Source organism: Streptomyces sp. NPDC023541, from assembly GCF_055559995.1.
The window spans coordinates 85,620-103,419 of record NZ_JBVHJO010000004.1; the positions used below are offsets into that span (position 1 = coordinate 85,620).

Here is a 17,800-nt window from a genome sequence, read left to right on the forward strand (position 1 = left end):
GGACGGCGGTGGCCCGCCCGCTCTCGCCCTGTCCGGGCACCCGCCCCGGTCCGGGGGCCGGGGCGGCGTCGGCCGACGCCGCGCCCGGCTCCTTCGTACCGCTTACTTCACGACGAGCGCGGTCCATGCCTTGACCCACTGCTCACGGTTCTCGGCGATGGTCTCCGGAGTGACGTTCTCCGGCTTCTCGACCACCACACCGTGCTTGGTGAACAGCTCCGGCAGCGCGGCGTCCTTGGTCACCGGGTTCACGAACATCTGCAGGGGCATGTCCTCCTGGAACTTCTTGCTGATCAGGAAGTCCACGAGGGCCTTGCCGCCCGCCTCGTTCTTCGCGCCCTTGAGCAGGCCCGCGAACTCGATCTGGCGGAAGCAGGTGCCGGTGGCGACGCCCGTGGGGGCCTCGGCCGGCTGCGGCTCGCCGTACAGCACCTCGACCGGCGGGCTGGAGGCGTAGGAGACGACCAGCGGGCGGTCGCCCTTGGCCTTCTTGCCGCCCGCGGAACCGGAGAAGCGCTCGTTGTAGGCCTGCTCCCAGCCGTCGACGACCTCGACGCCGTTGGCCTTCAGCTTGCTCCAGTAGTCCTTCCAGCCCTCCTCGCCGTACTTGCCGACGGAGGCGAGCAGGAAGCCGAGGCCGGGAGAGGATGTGGCGGCGTTCTCGACCACCAGCAGGTTCTTGTACTCCGGCTTGGCCAGGTCCTCCAGGGTCTGCGGCGGGGCGATCTTCTTGTCGGAGAAGTAGGCCTTGTCGTAGTTGACGCAGATGTCGCCGGAGTCGATCGGGGTGACCCGGTGCTCCTTGTCCAGGACGTACTCGGGCTTCACCTCGCCCAGGCCCTTGGCCTCGTACGGAGTGAAGATGCCGTTGTCGAGGGCGCGCGAGAGCAGGGTGTTGTCCACGCCGAAGAAGACGTCGCCGCGGGGGGAGCCCTTGGTGAGGATCTCCTGGTTCAGGGCGGCGCCCGCGTCTCCGGACTTCAGGACCTTGACGGTGTAGCCGCTCTGCTGCTCGAACTCCTTCAGGACCGACTCGGTCACGTTGAAGGAGTCGTGGGAGACGAGCGTGACGGTCTTGGACTTCGGGGCGTCGCTCGTGTCCGCGGACTTGTCCTTGGCGTCGCCGCCGCAGGCGCTGAGCGTGGTGACGCCCAGCGCGGCCGCGAGCGCAGCGCCCGCGATCTTCTTGGTGGTGCTCACTGGTGATTCCTCCTGGGATGACCAGGAGAAGACGCGGCCCTGCCCGGCGCTCTGTTCGGAGCGGACGCCGGGCAGGGCGCAACAGCTTGAGTGGTGACCGAACTTCCTACCCCGAATGACCGGGGCGAGGTTCAGAGGGTCTGCGGATGACGGATACCGCACTCTCAGCGCTGTGGCGCTCCCCTGTCGGAATATGCAATTGGTTCGGCCACAGGGTACCCCGTGGCCGAATGTGACCGGTCAGAAGCGGACGCTAGCGCTCCGAGGCGGCCAGCTGGCCGCACGCGCCGTCGATCTCCTGGCCGCGGGTGTCGCGTACGGTCACGGGCACGCCGTGGCGGGCGATGGCCTCGACGAAGGCCTTCTCGTCCTCGGGCCGCGACGCGGTCCACTTGGAACCGGGCGTCGGGTTCAGCGGGATCAGGTTGACGTGTACGCGCTTGCCCTTGAGCAGCCGGCCCAGGAGGTCGCCGCGCCAGGCCTGGTCGTTGATGTCACGGATCAGGGCGTACTCGATCGAGATCCGCCGGCCGGACTTCTCGGCGTACTCCCACGCGGCGTCGAGTACCTCGCGGACCTTCCAGCGGGTGTTCACCGGGACCAGGGTGTCGCGCAGCTCATCGTCCGGGGCGTGCAGCGAGACGGCGAGGCGGCACTTGAATCCCTCGTCGGCGAAGCGCAGCATGGCCGGGACCAGGCCGACGGTGGAGACGGTGATGCCGCGCTGGGACAGGCCCAGGCCGTCGGGCTCGGGGTCGGTGAGCCGGCGGATGGCGCCGACGACGCGGTTGTAGTTGGCCAGCGGCTCGCCCATGCCCATGAAGACGATGTTCGAGAGCCGGGCGGGGCCGCCGGGGACCTCGCCGTCACGCAGCGCGCGCATGCCGTCGACGATCTGGTGCACGATCTCGGCGGTGGAGAGGTTGCGGTCCAGGCCTGCCTGGCCGGTGGCGCAGAACGGGCAGTTCATGCCGCAGCCGGCCTGCGAGGAGATGCACATGGTGACCCGGTCGGGGTAGCGCATCAGCACGGACTCCACGAGCGTGCCGTCGTGCAGCTTCCACAGGGTCTTGCGGGTGGTGTCGTCGTCACAGCTGATGTGCCGGACGACGTTCATCAGGTCCGGGAGAAGCTCCTGCTGGAGCTTGGCCCGGGAGCCCGCGGGGATGTCCGTCCACTCCGCCGGGTCGTGCGCGTAGCGGGCGAAGTAGTGCTGGGAGAGCTGCTTGGCCCGGAAGGGCTTCTCACCGATCGCGGCGACCGCCTCGCGGCGCTCGGCCGGAGTCATGTCGGCGAGGTGTCGGGGCGGCTTCTTGACCCCGCGGGGCGCGACGAAGGTGAGCTCACCCGGAGCGGGACGGGGGGCCATGCGGTACTCCTCAGTGCGACGAGGTGGGGGTCACCCCGCGCGTGCAGGGCCGGTCCGCGGCTCGGCCGCTGGACGGAAAGGGCGCGCCGCGTACACGCGGCGCGCCCTCCAGGATAACCCGACCGGGACCGGTCAGCCGGTGCCGACGAAGGCGGCCAGCAGCAGCCACACCACCGGGGCGGTGGGGAGCAGCGAGTCCAGCCGGTCCATGATGCCGCCGTGCCCCGGCAGCAGGGTGCCCATGTCCTTGATGCCCAGGTCCCTCTTGATCATCGACTCGCCCAGGTCGCCCAGGGTGGCGCTGACCGCGACCGCCAGGCCGAGCAGCAGGCCCTGCCACCAGGCGCCGCCGTCGATCAGGAACTCCATGCAGAGCGCGCCGGCGCCCATGGCGAAGGCCACGGCGCCGAGCAGGCCCTCGCGGGTCTTGCCGGGGCTGATGCGCGGAGCGAGCTTGGTCTTCCCGAAGCGCCAGCCCACCGCGTAGGCCCCGGTGTCGCTGACCACGGTCAGCAGCAGGAAGGTGATCACGCGCTGCGGCCCGTCGTCCGCGGTGAGCAGCATCGCGACGAAGGTGGCCAGGAAGGGCACGTAGAACGCCGCGAAGGCACCCGCCGTGACGTCCTTGAGGTAGTCCTCGGGCGGTTCGGTCATCCGCCACACCAGCACGGCCAGCACCGTCAGCGCCATGGCGACCCAGGCGCCTTCGGCCCCCCGGACGTATCCGGCGATGACCATGGCCGCGCCACCGACCGCGAGCGGGACCAGAGGGGCCTTGATGCCCTTCTTCTCCTGGAGCCGCGAGGTGAGCTCCCACAGGCCGACGACGACCGCGACGACGACGACGCCGACGAAGACCGCCTTGACGATCAGGAGCGAGGCGAAGATCACCGCGCCGAGACCGACGCCCACCCCTATCGCGGCGCGCAGGTCCCGTCCCGCGCGCTTCTTCTGCGGCGGGGGTGAGGAGTCCTGCGGGTGCTCGGCATGCGGGGGCGGGGGGCTGGGCATGGGCTCCTGCGGCGGCGTATCGGCGCGGAAGAGGGGGCCGCCGTTCGAGGCGGCCCCCCGATCGCGTGCTTCCCGGTCGTCGAAGTCACGGCCGGCGGCATCGGGCACGATGGGCATGGGCCGAGTGTGCGGGCCCACCTGCGCATCGTATGCGGGACCCGCCGGAACCGGCTCCGGCTGCCAGGAAGAGTCGTTCATCAGACTTCGAGGAGCTCGGCTTCCTTGTGCTTGAGGAGCTCGTCCACCTGCGTGACGTACTTCGCGGTGGTGTCGTCGAGCTCCTTCTCGGCGCGGCGGACCTCGTCCTCGCCGGCCTCCTTGTCCTTGACGAGCTTGTCGAGCGCGTCCTTGGCCTTGCGGCGCACGGAGCGGATGGAGACCTTGGAGTCCTCGGCCTTGTTCTTGGCGACCTTGATGTACTCCTTGCGGCGCTCACCGGTCAGCTCGGGGAAGGTCACCCGGATGATCCGGCCGTCGTTGCTCGGGTTGACACCGAGGTCGGAGTCGCGGATGGCCTGCTCGATGTTGCGCAGCGCGGACGCGTCGAACGGCGTCACGATGGCCATGCGCGGCTCGGGAACCGCGAACGAGGCGAGCTGGTTGATGGGCGTGATGGCGCCGTAGTAGTCGGCGACGATCTTGTTGAACATCGCCGGGTGCGCTCGGCCGGTACGGATCGCGGCGAAGTCCTCCTTCGCGACGACGACGGCCTTCTCCATCTTCTCCTCGGCCTCGAGGAGGATTTCTTCGATCACCACGTGCTCCTGCATGTCTTGAATGGATGGTTCAGGCGGGGCGGGCGGGCCGGTCCGGGCCGCCCGGACCGGCAGCGGACTGCTCAGGCCCGGGTTTCCTGGTCGCTGACGAGCGTGCCGATCTTCTCACCCTTGACGGCGCGGGCGATATTGCCCTCGGCGAGCAGCTCGAAGACGAGGATCGGCAGCTTGTTGTCACGGCAGAGGGTGATCGCGGTGGCGTCGGCGACCTTGAGGTCGCGCGAGAGGACCTCGCCGTACTCCAGCGCGTCGAACTTCACCGCGTCCGGGTTCTTCTTCGGGTCGGAGTCGTAGACCCCGTCGACACCGTTCTTGCCCATGAGCAGGGCTTCGGCGTCGATCTCCAGGGCGCGCTGGGCGGCCGTGGTGTCGGTGGAGAAGTAGGGCATGCCCATGCCCGCGCCGAAGATGACGACGCGGCCCTTCTCCAGGTGGCGCACGGCGCGCAGCGGGATGTACGGCTCCGCGACCTGGCCCATGGTGATGGCGGTCTGCACGCGGGAGTCGATGCCCTCCTTCTCCAGGAAGTCCTGGAGCGCGAGGCAGTTCATGACCGTTCCGAGCATGCCCATGTAGTCGGACCGCGCCCGGTCCATGCCGCGCTGCTGGAGCTCGGCGCCTCGGAAGAAATTGCCGCCGCCGATCACGATGGCGATCTCCGCGCCGTCGCGGACCACCGCGGCGATCTCACGCGCGATGGCGTGGACGACGTCGGGATCGACGCCCAGTCCTCCGCCACCGGAGAAGGCCTCGCCCGACAGCTTCAGCATGAAGCGGCGGCCCTTCTTGAACTGGTCGCTCTTGTCGTCGGAAGCGGTGTGGGGGTCCACGCCCTGATTCATGGAGATCTCCTCGTGCACATACGAAGAAGGCCATTGCCGGTGGGTCCTTGCGGTTCCCTCTACGGCAATGGCCTCCTCGTCAGATCTGCGGTCGCCTCGCGCAAGCGCGGACGACTGCTTCAGACCCTACCGGGGTCCGGTGTCCGTCGCGTACGGACGGACTCAGATGCCGACCTTGATGCGGGTGAAGCGCTTCAGGGTGACACCGGCCTCGTCCAGAACCTTCTGGACGGACTTCTTGTTGTCCAGGGCGTAGGCCTGGCCGAGCAGCGTGGCGTCCTTGAAGAAGCCGTTGACGCGACCCTCGACGATCTTGGCGATGGCAGCCTCGGGCTTGCCCTCCGCGCGGGTGACCTCTTCGGCGATGCGGCGCTCGGACTCGACCTTCTCGGCCGGGACGTCCTCCGCGGACAGCCACTGCGGGGCGAACGCGGCGATGTGCTGCGCGACGCCGCGGGCGACCTCGGCGTTCTCCTTGTCGAGCTCGACCAGGACGCCGATCTGGAACGGCAGGTCGGGCATCGTGCGGTGCATGTACGCGGTCACGTAGCCGCCGGTGAACTGCGCGAAGCGGTCCAGGACGATCTTCTCGCCGAGGTTGGCGTTGGCCTCGTCGACGAAAGCGGTGACGGTCTGACCGGGCTTGATCTCGGACGCGAGCAGCGCCTCGAGGTCGGCCGGGGAGGTGGCGGCGACGTGCGCGGCCAGCTCGTTGGCGACGGCCAGGAACTTCTCGCCCTTGGCAACGAAGTCGGTCTCGCACTTCAGCTCGACGATGACACCGGAGGTGTTGTCGTCGGCGATGAGGGAGACCACGGCACCGTTCTCGGCAGAACGGCCCTCGCGCTTGGCGACGCCCTTCTGACCCTTGATGCGGAGCGCTTCCTGGGCCTTGTCGACGTCACCGTCGGCGTCCACGAGCGCGTTCTTGCAGTCCAGCATGCCGGCGCCGGTGAGCTCGCGGAGCTTCTTGACGTCAGCGGCGGTGTAGTTCGCCATGAGTCTGTGATTCTCTCTCGAAGTCGTAGATCTACGGGTGAACGGCGGAGGCGCCGCGCTCGTGGCGCGGCTCCCCCGCCGTCATCGTCCGTGCTGTGAGTGCCCGGCGCGTGAACGCCGGGCGCTCTCAGTGGGTCAGGCCTGCTCGGCGTCGGCGGCCGGGGCCTCGGCGGCGGGGGCCTCGACGGCCTCGACGGCCGGGGTGACCTCGGCGGCGACCTCGGCTGCGGCGTCGGCGTCCACCTTGGCGGCGTCGACATCGGCGGCCGGGGCCTCGTCAGCCTTCTTGTCGCCCTCGAGCAGGTCGCGCTCCCACTCGGCGAGCGGCTCGGCGGCGGCCTTCTCGCCCGGCTTCGAGTCGCCGGTCGCAGCGCCGGAGCGGGCGATGAGGCCCTCGGCGACGGCGTCGGCGATCACGCGGGTGAGCAGGGTGACGGAACGGATCGCGTCGTCGTTGCCCGGGATCTTGTAGTCGACCTCGTCGGGGTCGCAGTTGGTGTCGAGGATCGCGACGACCGGGATGTGGAGCTTGCGCGCCTCACCGACGGCGATGTGCTCCTTCTTGGTGTCGACGATCCAGACGGCGCTGGGAACCTTCGACATCTCGCGGATACCACCGAGGGTCTTCTCCAGCTTGGCCTTCTCGCGGGAGAGGACCAGGAGCTCCTTCTTGGTGAGACCCGAGGCGGCGACGTCCTCGAAGTCGATCGCCTCAAGCTCCTTCAGACGCTGGAGGCGCTTGTAGACGGTGGAGAAGTTGGTGAGCATGCCACCGAGCCAGCGCTGGTTGACGTACGGCATGCCAACGCGCGTCGCCTGCTCGGCGATGGCCTCCTGGGCCTGCTTCTTGGTACCGATGAACATGATGGAGCCACCGTGCGCGACGGTCTCCTTCACGAACTCGTAGGCGCGGTCGATGTACGACAGCGACTGCAGCAGGTCGATGATGTAGATGCCGTTGCGCTCCGTGAAGATGAAGCGCTTCATCTTCGGGTTCCAACGGCGGGTCTGGTGACCGAAGTGGACGCCGCTTTCCAGCAGCTCCCGCATCGTGACGACGGCCATGGCCATCTCCTTGGTTTCTCGGTTTGGTTCCTGACGCCCCGCCGCGCCCTGCCCCATGAGGGACCGAGAGACGCTGTCACCTGGCCGTTTCGGGCTGGTGCCGGGGCGTGCGAAGTCGACCCGGTGACCCGGATCGCCACAAGAAGTGTACGGGACCCGGCGGTATGCCGGGTGACGCCGTTGTCCACAGTGTCCGGACCGTCCACAGTCCGGTTCAGCGGCCCGGGGGACCGCGGGACGCTGTGCGGCATGACGACACTGCTGCTCAGCCTGCTCATGCTCCTGGCCCAGACCGCCCTGCCCGCGGCACCGGCCGTGGTCCGGCCGCTGCCCGCGCCGCTGTCGGTGGCGCGCTGGTGGGACCCGCCCCCGACCCCGTACGCGGCCGGCCACCGCGGGGTGGACCTGGCCGCCCCGGTGGGTGCGCAGCTGCGGGCGGTCGCCGCCGGCCGGGTCCACTACGCCGGGCAGGTCGCGGGCCGCGGGGTCCTCTCGCTCGCCCTGCCGAACGGCCTGCGCACGACCTACGAGCCCGTCCGGCCGCTGGTCACGGAGGGCGAGGAGGTCTCGGCGGGGCAGGTGGTGGCGGTGCTCACCGAGGGGTCCCACTGCCCGGCGCCGTGCCTGCACTGGGGGCTGCTGTCGGGCGAGGCGTACCTCAACCCGCTGGCCCTCCTGACGCGACCCACCCCGCGCCTGCTGCCGGACCAGCGTCCGGACGGCGTACGGAGCGGGGCGGGGGCCGCCGACGGCACCGGGCTCAGCCCCGGACGCCCCGCAGGGCGATGGCCAGGGCCGTCTCCGTGATGACTTCGGGATCTTCCGCGGCGCCGAGCTCGATGCGGCGCACGGCGGCGTCCACGACCCCCTGGAGGAGCATCGCGGCCAGCCTGGGCTGCTCCTGACCGAGGGCGGCCAGCGCCTCGACGATCATCGCGATCAGTCCGCCGTGCGCGGCCCGGATCTTCTCCCGGGCCCCCGCGTCCAGCTCGCTGGCCGAGATCGCCACGACCGCCCGGTGCCGGCGGTCCCCCACCAGTCCCAGCTGGCTGCGCACGTAGGCCTCGACCTTCGCCTCCGGCGCATCGGCCCGCTCCATCGCCGCCTCGATCTCGGCGGCCCACACGGGGAAGTCCACGGCGCACAGCTCTTCGACCACGGCCGCGCGGGAGCGGAAGTACTCGTACACGGAGGACCGGGCAAGTCCGGTGCGCTCCGCCAGGGCGGGGAAGGTCAGCGCCTCCGTACCGCCTTCGGACAGCAGGGAACGCGCGGCGTCCAAGAGGGCGCCGCGCTGCATCGACCGGTGCTCGGCCACGGAGGCCGCTCGAATCCTGGGCACACATCCACTCTACGGAGGTACAGCAAGCTCACCGCCCCACATCTGCCAACTTCGCGCGCAGTTGCAGCACGGACTTGGTGTGGATCTGGCTGACCCGGCTCTCGGTGACGCCCAGCACGTTGCCGATCTCGGCCAGGGTGAGGCCCTCGTAGTAGTAGAGGGTCACGACGGTCTTCTCGCGTTCGGGCAGCGTGTTGATGGCCCGTGCCAGCAGACGCCGCAGTTCGCGGTCCTCCGCCACCTCCACCGGGTTGTCGGCGGCGGTGTCCTCCAGCGTGTCCATCAGCGACAGGCGGTCGCCGCCCTCGCCGCCGGCGTGCAGCAGCTCTTCCAGGGCGACCACGTTCGCCAGCGACAACTGGCTGAAGACGGTGTGGAGGTCCTCCACGCCGATCCCCATCTCGCGGGCGACCTCGGTCTCCGTCGGGGTGCGCCGCAGCTGGGCCTCCAGCGTGGCGTAGGCCCGCTCCACGGCGCGCGCCTTCTGCCGGACCGAGCGGGGGATCCAGTCCAGCGCCCGCAGTTCGTCGATCATCGCGCCGCGGATCCGGGTGATCGCGTACGTCTCGAACTTGATCGAGCGGTCGATGTCGAACTTCTCGATGGCGTCGATCAGCCCGAAGACCCCGGAGGAGACGAAGTCGGCCTGCTCCACGTTGGGCGGCAGGCCCACGCTGACCCGTCCGGCCACGTACTTCACCAGGGGTGAGTAGTGCAGGATCAGTTGCTCCCGCAGCCGTTCGTCACCCGAGTCCTTGTACGAGCGCCACAGCACCTCCAGGGACGAGGGCGCGGTGGACCGCACGCTGCCGCGGGCAGCGGGAGGCACCGCAGCGCGGTCGGACCCTGAGGTGTGTGGGGGCATGCTTCGCCTTTGCCGGAGCCGGATTCCTTGGGAGCGTAGCGTGACGAAAGTGTCGCGGTGCGCGAAGAGTACGGGATGGCGCGGGGGCCGGTGGGCGTCCCGGATCGCGCGGGCGACCCGGGACCGGCGCCTGGCGCACGGTCCCGGCGACTGCCACCGGGAGGACCGCGTCTCTCATCGCTTTCACTCTTCCACCGGAAGTCCCCAGGTCAACGACCGCCTCGCCGGGGATCCTGGGTTTGTATGCCCCCTCCAACCGTTCATCTGCTCAACTGCCAGCCGTCGCCCTGCCGTTCGACGAACCCCAGAGAGTGAAGTTCGTACAGTCTGCCGATGACTTCATCGGTGCCGGTGCCGCAGGCAAGTGCCAGCTCGGCCGCGGTCGCCGGGCGTCCAGCCGGGAGGGCTTCGAGCACGCGGGCCGTGTCGCGGTCCAGCAGGTCGCGGGCGAGCACGGGGCCGCGCCGCTCGGGAGCCAGCTCCCCCATGGAGCCGACGAGTTCGACCACTTCCGCCGCGTCGGAGACCAGCACGGCCTCGCCCCTGAGCAGTTCGTGCACACCGGCCGAGAGCCCGCTGGTGGCGGGCCCGGGGACGCCCATCGTGAACCGCCCGAGCCGCTGGGCGCGCCGGGCGGTGACCAGGGAGCCGCTGCGGTGGGCGGCCTCCACGACGACGGTGCCGCGGGTGAGGGCGGCGATGACCCGGTTGCGCAGGACGAACCGGCTGGGCGTGGGGTGGCTGCCCGGCGGCAGCTCCCCGACGACGAGTCCCTGGCCGGCGATCCGGCCGAGCAGCCCGGCGTGTCCGCGGGGATAGGCGACGTCCACCCCGCAGGCGAGCACCGCCGCGGTCGCCCCGCCGGAGGCGAGGGCTCCCCTGTGCGCGGCCCCGTCGATCCCGAAGGCCGCGCCGGAGACCACGACCCAGCCCCGCTCGGCGAGCCCGGCCGCCAGCGTCTGCGCCATGTGCGCGCCGTACGGGGTGCAGGCCCGGGCCCCGACCACGGCGACCGAACACAGCGCCCACGTACGCAGGTTGGGCCGGCCCCGCAGCCAGAGCCCGACGGGCCGTTCGTCGCCGAGGTCGTCCAGCTGCGTCGGCCACTCCGCCGACCCGGGAACGACGAACCGGCCCCCCGACCCGGCGGCCAGTTCGAGGTCGCGCCGGGGGTCTGCCAGCGCCGCCCGCCTGCGGTAGGCGGCGAGCCGCTCCGGCCCGACCCCGGGCGGAGTGCGCCATGGCGCCTCCGGGTCGGCCAGCAGCCTCAACAGTCCGGTGGCACCGTGCTCGCGGATCCAGCGCCCGCCGTGCGTGTCCCCGGGCTCCAGCACCCGTGTCAGTGCCGCCCGCGCCAGCAGCTCCTCGTCCTGTGCGCCGGTCATGTCCCCGCCCCCGGCACCGACATGGCCCCACGGGCGATACCGGTCCGCAGCTCCAGCGCCACGGCCACGTCCAGCGCCTCGGGCCTATCCCGTCCCCGCAGGTCGGCGACGGTCCAGGCGACCCTCAGGACCCGGTCCAGCCCGCGCGCGGTGAGCATTCCCCGCTCCAGTTCCCGCTCGGCCTGCGCCAGCGCCCCCGGCGCCGCCTGCCAACGGGTCCTCAATTCCTGTCCCGGGACTTCCGAGTTGAGCCGCCAGCCCGTGCCGGCGAGCCGGGTCCCGGCACGCTCCCGGGCCTCCCGCACCCGGTCGGCGACCACCGCGGTGGACTCCCCCCGCCCTCCCCGGCCCAGCAGGTCGCTGCGGGTCACGGGCTCGACCTCCACCCTCAGGTCCACGCGGTCCAGCAGCGGCCCGGACAGCCGGGCCTGGTAGCGCCGGATCACCGAGGGCGGGCATTCGCATCCCGCGCCGTGCAGGGTGTGCCGTCCGCACGGGCAGGGGTTCGCGGCGAGGACCATCAGGAACCTGGCGGGCAGCCGTACCACGCCGGCGGCGCGGGCGATGACCACGTGCCCCGATTCCAGGGGCTGGCGCAGCGCGTCCAGCGCCCGGCTGTGGAACTCCGCGGCCTCGTCCAGGAAGAGCACCCCTCGGTGGGCGAGGGAGACCGCTCCGGGCCTGGGCACCCCGGTACCGCCGCCCACCAGGGACTGCATGGTCGCCGAGTGGTGCGGGGCGCAGTAGGGCGGCCGGGAGACCAGGGGTTCGCCGGGCGGCAGGATTCCCGCGACCGAGTGGACCGCGGTGACCTCCACGGAGTCCTGGCGGGTGAGCGGCGGCAGGATCCAGGGCAGCCGCTCGGCCATCATCGTCTTGCCGGCGCCGGGGGGCCCGCTGAGGAACAGGTGATGGCCTCCGGCGGCGGCCACTTCGAGGGCGCGGCGCGCCGTGTGCTGCCCGGTCACGTCGGCGAGGTCGGGAAAGTCGGCGCAGTCCCCGCCCGGCCGGCCCGGGGCGAGACCCGTACCCAGGCCCGCCCCCGGGACGAGCAGTCCGGCCAGCATCGGGTCCGGGCGGCCCGGCGGGCCTCCGCAGTCCTCCTCGGGCACCGTCCCGTCGGTCAGGACGGCGATCAGCTGGCGCAGGCTGCGCACGCCGAGCACCGAGACGTCCGGTACGAGCGCGGCCTCCGCGGCGCACTGCTGGGGCACGACCACCTGCCGGTAGCCGGCCTCGGCCGCGGCGAGGACGGCCGGCAGGATCCCCCGGACCGGACGCACCCGCCCGTCCAGCCCCAGCTCGCCGATCAACACCAGGTCGGCGATGGCCGCCGGGTCGACCACCTCGGCCGCCCCGAGCACGGCCGCCGCGACGGCCAGGTCGAACCCGGCGCCGGACTTCGGTACGGAGGCGGGGCTCAGCCCGACCGTGAGCTTCTTCTGCGGCCAGGCCGCCCCGGAATTGACCACGGCCGCACGCACCCGGTCCCGGCTCTCGACGAGGGTCTTGTCCGGCAGCCCCACCAGGGTGAAGGCCGCGACTCCGGGCTCCAGGTCGGCCTGGACCTCGACCACCACGCCGTCGACGCCGACCAGGGCCACGGAGCAGGCTCGCGCAAACCCCATCAGGCCGCCCCCCTGACGTGTTCCACCAGGGGCGCGCCGCGCCGCGGCAGCAGGACTCCCACGAGGTCGATGCGGACCCCGCCCGGCGGTGGTCCGCCGTGATCGGCGAGCCAGCGCCCGGCGAGGCGCCGCAGCCGATCGGCCTTCGCGGCCCGTACGGCCGCCATCGGGTGCTCGAAGTCACCCGCGCGCCGGGTCTTGACCTCGCACACGACGAGGGCGTCCCCGTCGCGCGCGACGATGTCGATCTCCCCGGCGCGGCACCGCCAGTTCCGTGCGATCACGGTCATCCCGGCCTCGGTCAGCCGCCGTGCCGCGAGCTCCTCGCCGTACCGCCCCATCGCCTGCCGTGCCACGCTCTTCGCGTCCATCCGGCACCACCTCCGGCACCGACGGTCCCGCGTCCCCGCCCACCCTGTGGATCTTGGTGGACAACCGGGCCGCTGTGGACGGAGGCGTCACCCTCCCGGGTGAGGCGATCAGCTGCCGGGCAGTTCGAGGTCGCTCTTGTTGAGCTCCTCGATGTTCACGTCCTTGAAGGTCAGCACCCGGACCTGCTTGACGAAGCGGGCCGGCCGGTACATGTCCCAGACCCAGGCATCGGCCATCGAGACCTCGAAGAACACCTCCCCCTGGACCGAGTGCACCTGCATCTCGTAGTCGTTGGTGAGGTAGAAACGGCGTTCGGTCTCGATCACATACTTGAACAGCCCGACGACGTCGCGGTACTCCCGATAGAGCTTCAGCTCCATCTCGGTCTCGTACTTTTCGAGGTCCTCGGCACTCATGGCATGTTCCCCTTCAGCCGTGCGTCCCCCTATTGTGCGCCAGCGCCGTGCGCCCCTAAACGATTTCCGGGGCCAGGACCACCGGGGCACCCGGAGGACCCTCGTCGAGCAGCGTGCGGAGCAGCTCGGCGAGTCTGGTCGGGTACACCGTCTCACGTGCCGTGAGAAGTTCCTCGGAGGTCCACCACCTGGCTCCGGTCACGCTGCGCCGCTCCAGCTCGGTCAGACCGCCCATCCAGGTCGCGGTCTGGCTGGTCCGGGCCAGGAAGTACCACTCGTCCTGCTCCCAGCGCCGGCCGTCGAAGGGGAAGGAGCAGTAGCGGTGCCACAGCACCGGCCCCAGCTCCACCTCGGTGATCCCGGTCTCCTCGGCCAGCTCGCGCAGCGCGGCCTCCTCCCGGGTCTCCGTCCCCTCCAGTCCGCCGCCCGGGGTGAACCACCAGTCGTCCGCGGGGTCGGCCGGTTCGAAACCGTGCAGCAGCAGGATCCGGTCCGCCGGGTCGAGCAGGATCACCCGGGACACCTGGCGGGGGCGAGGGTCACCCGCCGGGTCAGGCGACACCGGCCCGCTCCCGCCGCCCGCGCCCCAGGACCCGCGCGAGGGGCCCGTACGCGGCTCCCAGCACCACCAGGGCGGCCCCGGCGGCCACGGCCGTCACCTGGAGCGGCAGCGGCCCGTGCCCCGAGGTCCCGCCGGGCAGGGCGGCGTACGTCCGCGGCCGCTCCAGCATCGTCATGGACGGCCAGGCCAGGGCGTCGACGCGGGCGCTGACGGCGGAGCGCGGCACGGTGCCCTGGCCCGCCTCCTGGAGGTGGGAGCGCGAGTCCAACGAGGCGGCACGCCGGTCGCCGAGCAGGAAGAGGTTCTCCTCGGGGACCGTCACCTCGAAGGGGGTCCCGGGCGGCGGGGCCTGGCCGGGCGGCATGGCCAGGCCCGGATCCGGCCGGCTGGTGTCGGCGTAGGGCTCGTCCAGCGGGACGCCGTTCACGGTCAGCTCGCCGCCCGTGCCGCAGCACTTCACGGTGTCGCCGCCGATGCCGACGACCCGCTTGACCATGGGCGAATCGCTCCACATGGAATCAGTGAAGATGACCACGTCCCCGCGGCGCACCTCACCGCCGTCGATGCGCTGTGCCAGCAGCCGGTCGCCGGGCCGCACCGTCGGCATCATCGAGTCCGTCGGGACCGTGTAGGGCTGGTAGACGAGCGCCCCCCACACGAAGCCGCCGAGGAAGAGCGCAAAGCCGATGGCCACGACGATTCCCGACAACACGTTGCCGAGACCGCCGCGGCCATCCTTGCCCCTGCGTATCGCTTCTGTTCCGCCCATCACAGCGCCCCCACATCGGGATCGTCGACCTGGGCGGCACCCTACCCGTCGGTACGGCCGCTGGTCAGCTTCCGGCGGCGCCACATGACGAGCGGGACGGCTCCGGCGAGCCCCAGCGCGCCCGGGCCCAGTCCGACCGGCGCCAGTCCGGCGGCCCCGAGGCCGAGCGCGGTGGCCGCGGCCTGGTTGCCGATGCCCGGCTGGTCGAAGGTCTCCGGGACCGGCAGCGTGGACCAGCGGGTCACCGGCCACGCGATCACGACGGCCCGCCCGACGACCTTGTCGACCGGCACGAAGCCCTGGGTGGAGTCCTCCATGTGGTAGCGGGAGTCCTGGGAGTTCTGCCGGTGGTCGCCCATCACCCAGATCTTGCCCTCGGGCACCTTGAGCGGGCCGAAGGGGTGGTCGTCGCACGCGGTGTTGCCGGGGTAGATGTACGGCTCGTCGAGCGCCTTGCCGTTGACGACGACCGGTCCCCCCTTCTTGCACTCGACCGTGTCACCGCCGATGGCGATGGTCCGCTTGATCAGGTCCTTCTCCTCGGCGGACGGCATCAGGCCGATCCAGCTGAGGGCCTTCTGCGCGATGTTCGGCTCCGGCGTGGGCTCGCCGGACAACCAGCTCGCGGGGTCGTGGAAGACCACGACCTCGCCGCGCTCCGGCTCGGATCCGAACCACGGGGTGAGCTTGTCGACCAGCACCCGGTCCCCGCGCTGCAGGGTGTCCTGCATCGAGTCCGAGGGGATCGAGAACGCCTGGACCAGGAAGGTCTTGATCAGCAGGGCCAGCAGCAGGGCGATGCCGATGAGGAGCGGGAGCTCCTTCCAGAAGGAGCGGTGCGGCTTCTCCAGAGCGCCGTCCTCCTCGGTCTCGCGCGCGACGGCGTCGTCCGGCCGCTCCTCGCCCTCGTCGCGTCCGGACCGTGCGCCTACCGCCACGTCCCCCACATCCACTCCTCACTCACGATCGCCGCCCGCGCCGAACCGGACACGGGCCCTCCCCTCCCTTAACGAGCGGGAGTTCCCTAAGGCTCGGGAGACCCAGGACACACTATGCGAACGGCGCGCCCGAACGGCGTCGCCCGCGGCCGCGTCCGGCACGGCGTGCCTGATCGGGCACCATGCGGAAGGTCGCGGGCTGCTCCAGACGGGTCCAGTGTCCGAACGGCCAGGCGATCACCACGGCCTCCCCCACGACCCCGTTCTCGTCGATGGTGCCCTCGAAGGCCTCGTCGAGGTGGAAGCGGGAATCGGCCGAATTCGCCCGGTGGTCGCCCATCACGAACAGCCGTCCGGCCGGCACCTCCACCTCGAAGGGGATGTCGGAGGGGGTATTGCCCGGCTTCACGTACGGCTCGTCGAGCGGCGAGCCGTTGACGGTGACCCGGCCCTTGGCGTCGCAGCACTTGACGGTGTCACCGCCGACGCCGATGACGCGCTTGATCAGGTCCTGTTCGTCCGACGAGGGCAGCAGGCCGATGAAGGTCAGGGTCTGCTTGATCTGCTTGACCACGATCGGGTCCGGGGCCTGCCGGGCCGACTCGCCCTTGAGCCAGCCGCCGGGGTCCTTGAACACGACGACGTCCCCGCGCTCGACCTTGGAGCCGAACCACGGGGTCAGCTTGTCCACGAGGACCCGGTCGCCGATCCGGATCGTCTGCTCCATGGAGCCCGACGGGATGAAGAAGGCCTGCACCAGGAAGGTCTTCAGGAGCAGGGCTATGCACAGCGCCACCACCACGAGCAGGGGCAGCTCACCCGCCCGGCGCGTGCGGCGCCGCCGCCGGACCCTGCGGGCCAGCCGGCGCCGCTGGGCCCGGCCGCCCTCCGCCACGACCGGCTCCGGCTCCGGCTCGGGCCGGTGTCGGCCCCGCGGTCGTGCGCGCTGCTCCGGCTCGGGCTCGTCATCGAGCCAGTCCCGTCGGCTCCGCGTCCTTGCGCGCGGCGCCGGTTCGGGCTCCTGCTCCCGTCGGCCGCGCGGCCGCCCGCGGCTACCCATGGCCGCCGCCGACGGTGCCCCAGCGCGAAACCGGCCAGCCGATCCAGTCGGCCCGTCCGATCACTTTCTCCACCGGCACCATCCCCCCGCCCGGTTCCCCGAGGTGGTCACGCGAGTCGCGGGACTGGGAACGATGATCACCCATCACCCACAGGGTCCCGAGGGGCACGACGATCCGGAAGGGCACCGCCGAGGGCGCGTCCCCCGGGTAGAGGTACGGCTCGTCCAGCGGGACGCCGTTGACCGCGACCCGGCCGCCCGCGTCGCAGCAGACCACGTCGTCACCGCCCACGCCCACCACCCGCTTCACGAAGTCGGTGTCGGAGGGCTCCGCGAGCCCGAGCGCCGAGGCCGCGCCGTGCACCAGGCCACCGACCGGGTTGCCGTCCGCGCGCTCCCGTACGAAGGACCCCGTGCCGTCGAAGACCACCAGGTCCCCGCGGCGCGGCTGGTCCCCGAAACGGTACGCCAGCTTGTTGACCAGCACCCGGTCCCCGACCTTGAGCGTCGGCTCCATGGAGCGGCTGGGGATCAGGAAGGGCTGCACCACGAAGTTGCTGAACAGGAGCAGGAACACCGTGCAGACCACGCCGAGCACCCCGGCGCGGCGCCAGGTGAGAGGTCGCCCGGGGGCCCGCCGTCCGCTCCCGGGCGCACCGCTCCCGGAGAACGCAGAACGCGGCCGCCCTTGCCCCTCGCGGGGGGAAGAGTGACCGCGCTGCGTGTGAGGTGCTTCGGTGTCCATCGGGGGCGAGCCTATCCGGCCGCCCCCCGACACCGGCGGCGACCTTACTTGTCGCGCTTCTCCTTGATCTTCGCGGCCTTGCCGCGGAGCTCACGGAGGTAGTACAGCTTCGCACGACGCACGTCACCGCGGGTGACGAGCTCGATCTTCTCGAAGATCGGGGAGTGGACCGGGAAGGTACGCTCCACGCCGACGCTGAAGGAGACCTTGCGAACGGTGAAGGTCTCGGAGACACCGGCGCCCTGGCGGCGGATGACGACACCCTTGAACTGCTGGATACGGGAGCGGTTGCCCTCGATCACGCGGACGTGCACGTTGATCGTGTCACCCGGGCGGAAGGCCGGGACGTCCGAGCGGAGCACGGCGGCGTTGACGCCATCGAGCAGGTGAGACATGTTCTTCGTCTGCTTTCTTCGCATGACGCCACAGGTCGCCGATGCGGGTTTCCGTAGAGAA

At 71.2% G+C, this 17,800-nt stretch carries 20 protein-coding genes; 1 reads left to right on the forward strand and 19 read right to left on the reverse strand.

All coding sequences use genetic code 11. The annotated features are described in order from the left end of the window. Positions 1–102: 102 nt before the first annotated feature. The 7 genes from ACZ3X1_RS10940 to rpsB form a co-directional block, all read right to left on the reverse strand. Positions 103–1,200 carry a thiamine ABC transporter substrate-binding protein gene (locus ACZ3X1_RS10940; RefSeq protein ID WP_356813357.1) on the reverse strand — a complete coding sequence of 366 codons (1,098 nt, stop codon included), beginning with the start codon at positions 1,198–1,200 and terminating at the stop codon, positions 103–105. 253 nt (positions 1,201–1,453) lie between these two features. Next, positions 1,454–2,569, reverse strand: a complete 1,116-nt coding sequence (gene rlmN / locus ACZ3X1_RS10945; protein ID WP_362624557.1) for a dual-specificity RNA methyltransferase RlmN — start codon at positions 2,567–2,569, stop codon at positions 1,454–1,456. A gap of 132 nt (positions 2,570–2,701) precedes the next feature. Continuing rightward, positions 2,702–3,778, reverse strand: coding sequence for a phosphatidate cytidylyltransferase (locus ACZ3X1_RS10950; protein ID WP_362624559.1), 1,077 nt, complete (start codon positions 3,776–3,778; stop codon positions 2,702–2,704). Next, a complete protein-coding gene (gene frr, locus ACZ3X1_RS10955; RefSeq protein ID WP_356810606.1) occupies positions 3,778–4,335 on the reverse strand; it encodes a ribosome recycling factor in 558 nt (185 codons plus the stop codon). The genes ACZ3X1_RS10950 and frr overlap by 1 nt, the downstream gene beginning before the upstream one ends. Positions 4,336–4,418: 83 nt before the next feature. Further along, the gene (gene pyrH, locus ACZ3X1_RS10960) at positions 4,419–5,198 is read right to left on the reverse strand and encodes a UMP kinase (protein ID WP_356810514.1); all 780 of its coding nucleotides are present in this window, start codon (positions 5,196–5,198) and stop codon (positions 4,419–4,421) included. 162 nt (positions 5,199–5,360) lie between these two features. Further along, positions 5,361–6,197: a translation elongation factor Ts gene (gene tsf / locus ACZ3X1_RS10965; protein ID WP_202199506.1), complete on the reverse strand. Its 837-nt coding sequence runs from the start codon at positions 6,195–6,197 to the stop codon at positions 5,361–5,363. 135 nt (positions 6,198–6,332) lie between these two features. After that, the gene (gene rpsB / locus ACZ3X1_RS10970) at positions 6,333–7,262 is read right to left on the reverse strand and encodes a 30S ribosomal protein S2 (protein ID WP_356810515.1); all 930 of its coding nucleotides are present in this window, start codon (positions 7,260–7,262) and stop codon (positions 6,333–6,335) included. 249 nt (positions 7,263–7,511) lie between these two features. Between rpsB and ACZ3X1_RS10975 the strand changes: the two genes are divergently transcribed. Then, a complete protein-coding gene (locus tag ACZ3X1_RS10975; RefSeq protein ID WP_390076173.1) occupies positions 7,512–8,069 on the forward strand; it encodes a M23 family metallopeptidase in 558 nt (185 codons plus the stop codon). Here ACZ3X1_RS10975 and ACZ3X1_RS10980 read toward each other — a convergent pair. The 12 genes from ACZ3X1_RS10980 to rplS all read right to left on the reverse strand — a co-directional run bounded on the left by ACZ3X1_RS10980 (position 8,023) and on the right by rplS (position 17,739). Further along, the gene (locus ACZ3X1_RS10980; RefSeq protein WP_356810607.1) at positions 8,023–8,580 is read right to left on the reverse strand and encodes a TetR/AcrR family transcriptional regulator; all 558 of its coding nucleotides are present in this window, start codon (positions 8,578–8,580) and stop codon (positions 8,023–8,025) included. The two genes, ACZ3X1_RS10975 and ACZ3X1_RS10980, sit on opposite strands and share 47 nt — an antisense overlap. Before the next feature lie 52 nt (positions 8,581–8,632). Next, positions 8,633–9,469 carry an RNA polymerase sigma factor WhiG gene (whiG, locus tag ACZ3X1_RS10985; RefSeq protein ID WP_362624565.1) on the reverse strand — a complete coding sequence of 279 codons (837 nt, stop codon included), beginning with the start codon at positions 9,467–9,469 and terminating at the stop codon, positions 8,633–8,635. A 260-nt stretch (positions 9,470–9,729) separates the two neighbouring features. Further along, positions 9,730–10,854 (reverse strand): DNA-processing protein DprA, encoded by a 1,125-nt coding sequence (dprA, locus tag ACZ3X1_RS10990; protein WP_362624567.1) that lies wholly within the window; start codon positions 10,852–10,854, stop codon positions 9,730–9,732. Then, positions 10,851–12,482, reverse strand: a complete 1,632-nt coding sequence (locus tag ACZ3X1_RS10995) for a YifB family Mg chelatase-like AAA ATPase (protein WP_356810519.1) — start codon at positions 12,480–12,482, stop codon at positions 10,851–10,853. The genes dprA and ACZ3X1_RS10995 overlap by 4 nt, the downstream gene beginning before the upstream one ends. Further along, the gene (locus ACZ3X1_RS11000; RefSeq protein WP_362624570.1) at positions 12,482–12,853 is read right to left on the reverse strand and encodes a YraN family protein; all 372 of its coding nucleotides are present in this window, start codon (positions 12,851–12,853) and stop codon (positions 12,482–12,484) included. Before ACZ3X1_RS11000 ends, ACZ3X1_RS10995 begins: the two co-directional genes overlap by 1 nt. 108 nt (positions 12,854–12,961) lie before the next feature. Further along, positions 12,962–13,270, reverse strand: a complete 309-nt coding sequence (locus tag ACZ3X1_RS11005) for a DUF2469 domain-containing protein (protein ID WP_005311352.1) — start codon at positions 13,268–13,270, stop codon at positions 12,962–12,964. Between the two features lie 55 nt (positions 13,271–13,325). Beyond that, the gene (locus ACZ3X1_RS11010) at positions 13,326–13,832 is read right to left on the reverse strand and encodes an NUDIX hydrolase (protein ID WP_467278749.1); all 507 of its coding nucleotides are present in this window, start codon (positions 13,830–13,832) and stop codon (positions 13,326–13,328) included. Beyond that, complete coding sequence (gene lepB, locus ACZ3X1_RS11015) at positions 13,822–14,601, reverse strand: signal peptidase I (RefSeq protein WP_467278752.1); 780 nt, start codon at positions 14,599–14,601, stop codon at positions 13,822–13,824. The genes ACZ3X1_RS11010 and lepB (ACZ3X1_RS11015) overlap by 11 nt, the downstream gene beginning before the upstream one ends. Positions 14,602–14,642: 41 nt before the next feature. Then, positions 14,643–15,539: a signal peptidase I gene (lepB, locus tag ACZ3X1_RS11020; protein ID WP_362624574.1), complete on the reverse strand. Its 897-nt coding sequence runs from the start codon at positions 15,537–15,539 to the stop codon at positions 14,643–14,645. 112 nt (positions 15,540–15,651) lie between these two features. Then, positions 15,652–16,434: a signal peptidase I gene (lepB, locus tag ACZ3X1_RS11025; RefSeq protein ID WP_436840724.1), complete on the reverse strand. Its 783-nt coding sequence runs from the start codon at positions 16,432–16,434 to the stop codon at positions 15,652–15,654. 157 nt (positions 16,435–16,591) lie between these two features. Continuing rightward, positions 16,592–17,344 carry a signal peptidase I gene (lepB, locus tag ACZ3X1_RS11030; RefSeq protein ID WP_467278756.1) on the reverse strand — a complete coding sequence of 251 codons (753 nt, stop codon included), beginning with the start codon at positions 17,342–17,344 and terminating at the stop codon, positions 16,592–16,594. 44 nt (positions 17,345–17,388) lie between these two features. Further along, positions 17,389–17,739, reverse strand: a complete 351-nt coding sequence (rplS, locus tag ACZ3X1_RS11035) for a 50S ribosomal protein L19 (protein WP_356810525.1) — start codon at positions 17,737–17,739, stop codon at positions 17,389–17,391. Between the last annotated feature and the right edge of the window lie 61 nt (positions 17,740–17,800).